We start from the raw sequence: 6,834 nt of genomic DNA, 5'->3' as shown, positions 1-6,834 counted from the left end.
GCCAGCATCAGACCGGTCGGTGTCAGGCCCGCCAGCGCCAGCCAGAACGCCAGCGGCCACCACCAGCCCGCACCCTCGCGCCGGCGCAGCACCGCCGCCGCGACCCACGGCAGGCAGCCGTATCCGACCAGCAGGCTCCAGTGACCCTGCAGGAGGCGTTCGGCGACGTACGGGTTCCAGATCGCCAGCGTGGTCGCCACGGCCTGGCCGGCGCGTCCGGCGTCGGGCAGCACCGCAGCCGTCAACCGCGCCGCACCCCAGCCCGCCAGCCACAGGCCGGCCACCAGCAGAGCCTTGACCACGACACCGCCGTCGACGACATGGGAGCCGAGCGCCACCGCGAAGTCCTGGGGCAGCGCCCGGGGTGCGGCGTCGGACAGTCCGAGGGCGGCGTCGGTGAGGTGCGACCGGGGAGTGGAGACCGCGTCGCGCAGCAGCAGGTATCCCGGCGCCAGCAGCGGCCCGGTCACCACCAGCGCGAGTGCCAGCGCGTACGCCGGCAGCACGAGCGCCCCGATCAGACCGGTCTGTCGGGCGGCAGGTCGGTCGGCCGTTGCGCCGGGAGTTTCTCGGTCTTGGCCTCGGCGCCGGGCACCTGGATGCCCATGGTGTCGAAGAAGCCGTGATCGGCCTCGTCGAGTCCGGGGTCGATCAGCGCCGACTCGGCGCGGATGCTGAACGAACCGAGCAGCGCGCCGCCGACCAGGGCGAGAAGCCCCACCGCAGTGAACGTGATCGGCAGGATGCGGCCCCACAGCGACACCCGGTCGCGCTCACTTCGTGCCGCGGCGACCTGCGTCTCGACGGTCTCCTCGGTGGAGGCCACCTTGTAGTCGACGAAGGTGACCTCGGGCTCGAGGGCCTGCCGCGCGTAGTAGTGGTAGCTGTGCTCCTCGTTCTTGACGATGGAGCCCGACACCGGATCCACCCACAGCGTGCGCTGCGCCGCGTAGTAGCGGCTCATCGTGATCGGCTCTTCGGGGTCGCCGGGAACGCCCCACAGAGCGGCCCGCGCGGTGACCTGGCTGTCGGCGTCGTCCTCGTAGAGCGACGAGTACTTCACCGGCTCGACCAGCTTGCCCTCGTCGTCGTAGCCGACGTTCTGGGTGAACTTGTAGGTGGTGAGCCCGTTGACGTCCTCTTCGCCGTCGTAGTTGGCGTCGTAGGCCTTCTGCGCGATCGGATCGAACAGCGGGTAGGTCTTCTTCTCGGTGTCGAACGGGAAGCGGTAGGTCAGCCCCTCGTGCGGCAGCGCGATGCTGGTCGGCGGCTGGTCGTCGTCGATGCCACGGGGCTTCTGCACCGCACCACCCGGATTGCTCTCGCTGGAGACGGCCATCGCCGAGGACCGGTCGAGGGTCACGGTGTCCACCATCGCCAGCAGCAGTCCGTTGTCCTGTTGCTGATCGGTGCGCCGCAGCGTCGAGCCGACCTGAAGGGTCACCACGTCTGCGTTGGACGGGGCCTCGACGCTGACCTGCTGCTGCAGGCTCAACGGCACGTCGCGGTCGACCACGAAACGTTCACCGAGCAGCGATGCCGGATCGAAGGCTGTGCCCGACCCGTCGCTGACCAGAGTGGCGTCGATGTCCAACGGGACCTTCGCCACCTTGCTCTTGGTGTAGGTCGACAGCAACAGGGCGGCGATCAGAAGGGCAGCTCCGAGCCCCATGAGTCCGCAAGCCGCAATACGCAGCGCCACTGCGCGGTTCAAACCGTGCCTCCTTCGGCTTGGACTCCGGCCGGATGGCCTGAGGTCGCGGCAAAACCCGTCTGACCCTAACAGCAGACAATAAGGCGGGTACTTACTACGAGGTTGCGGCCCGCGGGCCGCTCGGGGGGTGTGGAGGTACTACCCGTTCGCCGGCCCGGCACACTGGTCGCCGTGGCCACCGCGACCGGATCGGGAGGGCAGCGCGACTTCCTGCCTGCCGTCGAAGGCATGCGCGCCTGCGCGGCCACCGGCGTCGTCGTCACCCACGTGGCGTTCCAGACCGGGCACACCGGCGGTGTGGACGGCCGTCTGCTCGGCCGCTTCGACCTCGCGGTGGCGGTGTTCTTCGCGCTGTCGGGGTTCCTGTTGTGGCGCGGGCACGCCGCGGCCGCCAGGGGCCTGCGCCCGGTCCCGCCGACTGGGCACTACCTGCGGTCGCGGATCGTCCGCATCATGCCGGGCTACCTGGTCGCGGTCGTCGTCATCCTCACCCTGCTGCCCGACGCCAGGGCCGACCTCACGGTGTGGCTGGCCAACCTGACGCTGACGCAGATCTACGTGCCGCTGACCCTGACCGCCGGGCTGACCCAGATGTGGAGCCTGTCGGTGGAGGTGAGCTTCTACCTGGTGCTGCCGCTGCTCGCGCTGCTGGCGCGGCGGGTGCCGGTGCGGGCACGCATCCCGGTGATCGTGGCGGCGGCGCTCGCCAGCCTGGGCTGGGCGCTGATCCCGATCAGCACCCCCCTCGGCGTCAACTCGCTGAACTGGCCGCCGGCGTTCTTCTCCTGGTTCGCCGCCGGGATGCTGCTCGCGGAGCTGACGGTGTCCCCGGTGTCCTGGCCGCACCGGCTGGCGCGAAGGCGGATCCTGATGGCCGTCGTCGCGGTGGCGGCCTACCTCGTCGCGGCGTCGCCGGTCGCGGGCCCCGAGGGGCTGACGCCCGGCACGACCGACCAGTTCATGGTGAAGACGGCGATGGGCGCGGTGCTGGCCGCGGCGCTGCTGGCGCCGCTGGTGCTCGACCGGCCGGACACCCCGCACCGCCTGCTCGGCAGCGCGGTGATGGTGACGCTGGGCCGGTGGTCGTACGGGCTGTTCGTCTGGCACCTCGCCGCCCTGGCGATGGTGTTCCCGGTGATCGGCGAGTTCGCCTTCACCGGACACATGCCGGTGGTGCTGGCGCTCACACTCGTCTTCGGGTTCGCGATCGCCGCCGTCAGCTATGCGCTGGTCGAATCGCCGTGCCGGGTGGCGCTGCGGCGCTGGGAGTACCGGCGGCCCAGGGTCGACGGAAGGCCGGTGCCGCCGCTCGACAGTGCCGTCACCGGGGCCGCGGAACCGATCTCACACTGACGCGTCAGTGCCCCAGCCTGCGCAGCGTGACGCGCACGGTCTCGGCGACGGCGTCGTTGAGCGGCGGTACCTTCTCCCGGCCGTCGCGAGAGCGGGTCAGCACCGTCACCAGCAGCCGCTGACCGGCCGGACCGAGCAGCAGGCCGGAGTCGTTGGTGGTGCCGTAGTCGCCGGCGCCGGTCTTGTCGGCGCTGGTCCACCCCGCGGGCAGGGCGGCCCGGAACCGGGTGCCGGAGGTCACGCTGGCCAGCATCCAGTCCAGCAGCCGCTGCCGCGACGGCGGAGTGAGCACGCCGCCGGTGAGCAGTGCGCGGTAGCCGCCGTTCAGCGCGCGGGGGGTGGTGGTGTCGCGGGGGTCGCCGGGGTCGGCGTCGTTGAGGTCGAGTTCCCAGCGGTCGAGTCGGGTCTGGTCGTCACCGATCGAGCGGGCGAAGGCCGTGATCGCCTGCGGGCCGCCGATCGCGCGCAGCAGCAGATTGCCCGCGGTGTTGTCGCTGTTGATCAGCGCGGCGGCGCACAGCTCGGCCAGTGTCATCGTGGTACCGACGCGCTTCTCGGTGACCGGCGAGTTGGCGACGATGTCGGCCGCGGCGACCTGCACCGGTGTGGCATCGAGCCGCAACGCGCCCTGGTCGGCGAGTTGGAGCAGCCGTCCGGCGGCGTAGGCCTTGAACGTCGAGCACATCGCCGAGCGCTGGTCCGGCCGGTTCATCAGCGTGGCCGACGACACCAGATCGACGGCGTAGAGCCCGATCTCGGCGTTGAAGCGCTCCTCGAGGCCCTGGATCTCGGGATCGGCGATCGGGGGCATGGCGGCGGCGAGGCCGGGCCGGACGGCGGTGCCGGCCGTCAGCGCGAGGGCCAGCCCGATGGCGTGGCGCCGGTTCAGTTGTGGGCTCATGGTGTGTACCGAACCATGGCGGCGCCGCGGCCGGGTCGCCGGGTCAACGCGCCGCCCTCGCGATGACGGCGTCGCGCACGGCCGACCGACGAGCCTTGCCCGCGTCGTCGCGCAGCGGCTGGTCGGTGAACTCGACGGTGCGGGGCACCTTGTATCCGGCGAGGCGCTCCGCGACGAACGCCGTCACCGCCGCCTCGTCGAGCGCCGAATCCGGTCCGGGCTGCACCAGCGCATACGGCACCTGACCAAGGTCGTCGTCGGGGATCCCGACCACGAGGCAGGACAACACGTCCGGGTGCGCCGACAACGCCGACTCGACCTCGGCGGGATAGACGTTGCGGCCACCGACGGTGAACATGTCGACCCGCCGGTCGTTGAGGTAGAGGAAGCCGTCGTCGTCGAAGTAGCCCAGGTCGCCGAGCGATTCCCAGCCGTCGCGGCTCTTCGCGGTGCTGCCGACATAGCGGTAGGTGGGCGCGCTGCCGGGTGCGCGCCGCATGTAGATCTCGCCCGTCACTCCCGGCGGGCAGGTGTTCCCGTCGTCGTCGAGCACCGTCATCTCACCGGCGACCACCGTGCCCACCGATCCCGGATGGCTCAGCCACTGGTCGCCGGAGATGAACGTCAGCGCCTGTAATTCGGTGCCGCCGTACAATTCCCACACCACGTCGGGGCCGAGCAGGTCGATCCACGCCCGCTTGACCGTCGGCGGGCACGGCGAGGCGAGATGCCAGAACCGCCGGATCGACGACAGGTCGTAGGCGGCCGGGTCGGCTTCCACGGCGGCCCGGTACACCGGCAGCAGCCGCTGCATGATCGTCGGCACCGTGGTCAGGAACGTGACCCGGTGATCGGTGACCAGGCGCAGGAACTCGTGCGGGTCGAACCGAGGCATCACCACCATGTGGTGGCCCATCAGCAGGCCGATCGCGAAGGTCGTGAACCCGGTGTTATGGCTCATCGGCACCGAGATCAGGTTCACGTCACCGTGTTCGGCGCCCAGCGGCACACCGATCAGCGCGGGCACCCGGCTGTCGTTGCCTGCCTCGATCAGCTTGGGCCTGCCGGTGCTGCCGCCCGAGGCCATCGACTTCCACACCGGCGAAACCGCTTCCGGCAGTGGGTCCGCCGACACCCCCGGATCGGGCTCGAAGTCGGCCGGGACGCTGCGCGCGACGCCGTTGGGATCGGCCCGGCCGACCAGCAGCGCAGGCGTCCGCAGCGCGAGCAGCGCGGCCAGTTCGGCGTCGGGCAACCGGGCCGACAGCGGCTGCGGCACCGCGCCGAGCTTCCATGCGGCCAGCACGGCCTGCACCCAGCCGATCGAGTTCGGTACCACGACCGTCACGTAATCGCCCTGTTGCGCACCGAGTTCGGCGTAAGCGCGGGCGAGCCGATTGGTCGACGCGTCCAGCTCCGCCCTGGTCAGGGTGCGCCCGGCGCAGGTGACCGCGGGTGCGCCGGGATCCTGCGCGGCCAGCTGCGAAACCTGCGTGCCGATCGGGTCCACCGGTGCCATCAGTACCCGCCCCGGCGCTCGAAGATCCGGCGCGGATTGTCGACCAGCATCGTGGTGATCTGCTCCTCGGTCACACCCTGCCGGCGCAGCGCGGGCAGCACGTCGTTGTGGATGTGGAGATAGTGCCAGTTGGGCATCGCCACCGGCAGCGTCGCCTCGGGCAGCGCGTCGAAGTAGCAGGAGGCGTCGTGCGACAGCACCAGTTGCCCGGCGTGGCCGCGCGCGCACAGCGTGGCGACGGTGGCGACGCGGTCCTCGAACGACAGGTAGGCGTCGACGCCGAAGCGGTCCATCCCGAGATACGACCCAGCGGCCATGAGCTCCTCGAGGTAGGCCAGGTCGGTGGTGTCGCCGCAGTGGCCGATGACGACGCGTGACACGTCGACGCCCTCCTCGGCGAAGACGCGCTGCTGTTCGAGCCCGCGGCGGGTGGCGGCGTGGGTGTGGGTGGAGATCGGGACCCCGGTCTGGCGGTGCGCCTGCGCCACGGCGCGCAGCACCCGCTCCACGCCGGGGGTGAGTCCGGGTTCGTCGGTCGCGCACTTGAGGATCGCGGCCTTGATGCCGGTGTCGGCGATGCCGTGGGTGATGTCGCGGACGAACATCTCCGTCATCACCTCGGGTCCGCCCAGCGCGGTGCCCGGGCCCTGGAAGTGGAACCGGAACGGCACGTCGTTGTAGGTGTACAGGCCGGTGGCGACCACGATGTTGAGCTCGGTGGCCGCGGCGATGGTGGCGATCCGCGGCACATACCGGCCGAGGCCGACGACGGTGAGGTCGACGATGGTGTCCACCCCGCGCGACTTGAGCTCGTCGAGGCGGTCGATCGCACGGGCGATGCGGGTGCGCTCGTCGCCCCACCCCTCGGGGTAGTTCACCGCGATCTCGGTGGTCATGATGAACACGTGCTCGTGCATCAGCGTGACGCCGAGGTCGGCGGTATCGAGCGCTCCGCGTGCGGTGTTGAGCTGCGGCATCACCGTCGATGCTAGGGCTGTGCGGCGCCGGGCGGGTCCGGTTCGCGGCGATCCGGCACCGCCGACGCGGCCAGCGTCGCCACCGAGATCAGTGCCAGCAACTGGACACCCACCGAATGCCCGGCGTACCCGTCGACCGAGCGCCAGGGGGTCTGGCTCAACACGGCGCCGGCCGCGATCAGACCGGTGGCGACGGTGCCGATCGTGATCCTGTCGAGCAGCCGCGCGCGGTTCCGCAACACGTACCGCACCGCCAGTGCGGCCCCGACGACCAGTGCGCCGGCCACACCGGAGACGACACCACCGACGCCGACCGCGGCCGCGCCAGCCCACCACGGGCCGGGCCGCCAGGGCAGTGCCGGGTCGTCCG

Annotated in this window: 5 protein-coding genes and 2 pseudogenes; 1 reads left to right on the top strand and 6 read right to left on the bottom strand. The window is 71.1% G+C overall.

Annotation, left to right across the window (positions count from 1 at the left end):
- Positions 1–503 (bottom strand): annotated as a pseudogene (locus Q2100_RS28550) (hypothetical protein); the annotation flags it as partial.
- A gap of 14 nt (positions 504–517) precedes the next feature.
- Positions 518–1,714 (bottom strand): cell envelope lipid trafficking protein PgfA, encoded by a 1,197-nt coding sequence (locus tag Q2100_RS28545; RefSeq protein ID WP_264011488.1) that lies wholly within the window; start codon positions 1,712–1,714, stop codon positions 518–520.
- A 146-nt stretch (positions 1,715–1,860) separates the two neighbouring features.
- Here Q2100_RS28545 and Q2100_RS28540 point away from each other — a divergent pair.
- Positions 1,861–3,067 (top strand): annotated as a pseudogene (locus tag Q2100_RS28540) (acyltransferase family protein); the annotation flags it as partial.
- Between the two features lie 4 nt (positions 3,068–3,071).
- On the opposite strand, the gene bla reads toward Q2100_RS28540, so the two are convergent.
- From bla to Q2100_RS28520, 4 genes are all read right to left on the bottom strand, one after another.
- A complete protein-coding gene (gene bla / locus Q2100_RS28535; protein WP_302916743.1) occupies positions 3,072–3,968 on the bottom strand; it encodes a class A beta-lactamase in 897 nt (298 codons plus the stop codon).
- 43 nt (positions 3,969–4,011) lie between these two features.
- Positions 4,012–5,487, bottom strand: a complete 1,476-nt coding sequence (locus Q2100_RS28530; protein ID WP_302916742.1) for an AMP-binding protein — start codon at positions 5,485–5,487, stop codon at positions 4,012–4,014.
- The gene (locus Q2100_RS28525; protein ID WP_302916741.1) at positions 5,487–6,464 is read right to left on the bottom strand and encodes a phosphotriesterase family protein; all 978 of its coding nucleotides are present in this window, start codon (positions 6,462–6,464) and stop codon (positions 5,487–5,489) included. The genes Q2100_RS28530 and Q2100_RS28525 overlap by 1 nt, the downstream gene beginning before the upstream one ends.
- Before the next feature lie 11 nt (positions 6,465–6,475).
- The coding region (locus tag Q2100_RS28520) for a hypothetical protein (RefSeq protein WP_302916740.1) at positions 6,476–6,834 on the bottom strand (359 nt) is incomplete at its 5' end.

Source organism: Mycolicibacterium arseniciresistens, from assembly GCF_030519285.1.
GTDB lineage: Bacteria > Actinomycetota > Actinomycetes > Mycobacteriales > Mycobacteriaceae > Mycobacterium > Mycobacterium arseniciresistens.
This window is presented reverse-complemented; position numbering and strand designations above follow the sequence as displayed.

Coding starts and splice junctions, on each gene's coding strand:
- Q2100_RS28525 (WP_302916741.1), bottom strand. CDS start 6,464: ATGCCGCAGCTCAACACCGCACGCGGAGCGCTCGATACCGCCGACCTC.
- Q2100_RS28530 (WP_302916742.1), bottom strand. CDS start 5,487: ATGGCACCGGTGGACCCGATCGGCACGCAGGTTTCGCAGCTGGCCGCG.
- bla (WP_302916743.1), bottom strand. CDS start 3,968: ATGAGCCCACAACTGAACCGGCGCCACGCCATCGGGCTGGCCCTCGCG.